Raw genomic sequence first — 1,044 nt, forward strand, 5'->3', positions numbered from 1 at the left:
CTTGAAAAAGTCTAGTTATTTAATGCTGCATGAGTGTAGCAGTTTTTAGAACAAATCCTTGCACACGCCTCACAACCGACACAGTTTTCTGGGTGAGCAATTGTCATTACTTTCTTCTCGATTTCGTCATCGTCCTCATTTTCGACGAATTCGCCTTCTTCGTTCATTGCTTTTAATAGCAGGACGTTGTGTCCGCATATTTTAAAGCATCTGCCACAACCGATACATTTTTCTTGATCAATTTCTTGAACAAATTTGGGTGTCCAAGTTTTACCACCAAATGTCAAGCCTGTTAGTGTTGCCATGATTTACCTTATGCTGTTTTGCCTACAAATGAATTTGAGTTTCTTCCTCATATAACTTCATATTAATCTTCTATTTTTGTTATTGACGAAGATTTTTTTGCTTAAATCAAATTTTAATGACTTACGAGATTTTTTTTATCTTACTTTAGCTTATTACTTCTAATTGAAATTATTTTCTAACAACATTTAATTTTTGAAGTATAGGATTCCTATTTGATAGAAATCCTATAGGAATATACGTATGATGTGTTAATATGAAGTCCGTAACCATTCCAAAATTTCGGTGCCGTACTCTCGGAGCTATACTTTGCACGGTCATAAACTGAGTGTTGACGTAAATGAACAACACCATTTGTAGGGGCGCAATGCCTTGCGCCCCTACGTGGTTTCAAAAACGCAATTTGTGCCGGTGGGGAGCATAACACACCCTACAGAGATTTTTCAAAAAATAAAATATGATTTCTATAACAGTTTTAAATCGTTTATAAGAAAACTAAGTATACCTGTAGATCTTTAATAAGAAGAATTCTTATATTATTCGGTGCGTATAACTTTGCTCCAGTACTCTAAAGCATCTGCTAACTTTGCTTTTAGAACAGGTTTGCTGAGATAGTCATCCATTCCTGCTTCTAAGCAAATTTGTTGATCTTCTTTCATTGCATTAGCTGTCATTGCGATTATATAAGGACGGGAGCGGCTAGCAAAACGGTTCTCTTCCCAGCGACGAATTTCTTTTGTA

General features: G+C 35.5%; 2 protein-coding genes. Both read right to left on the reverse strand.

The window, feature by feature from the left end; genetic code table 11:
* Positions 1 to 11: 11 nt before the first annotated feature.
* A complete protein-coding gene (fdxB, locus tag G4P69_RS38805; RefSeq protein WP_208345352.1) occupies positions 12 to 305 on the reverse strand; it encodes a ferredoxin III, nif-specific in 294 nt (97 codons plus the stop codon).
* Positions 306 to 839: 534 nt separating this feature from the next.
* Positions 840 to 1,044, reverse strand: a 205-nt coding sequence (locus tag G4P69_RS38810; protein WP_208355382.1) for a response regulator, incomplete at its 5' end; no start/stop codon positions are given.

Source organism: Aetokthonos hydrillicola CCALA 1050 (genome assembly GCF_017591665.1).
Taxonomy (GTDB): Bacteria; Cyanobacteriota; Cyanobacteriia; order Cyanobacteriales; family Nostocaceae; genus Aetokthonos; species Aetokthonos hydrillicola.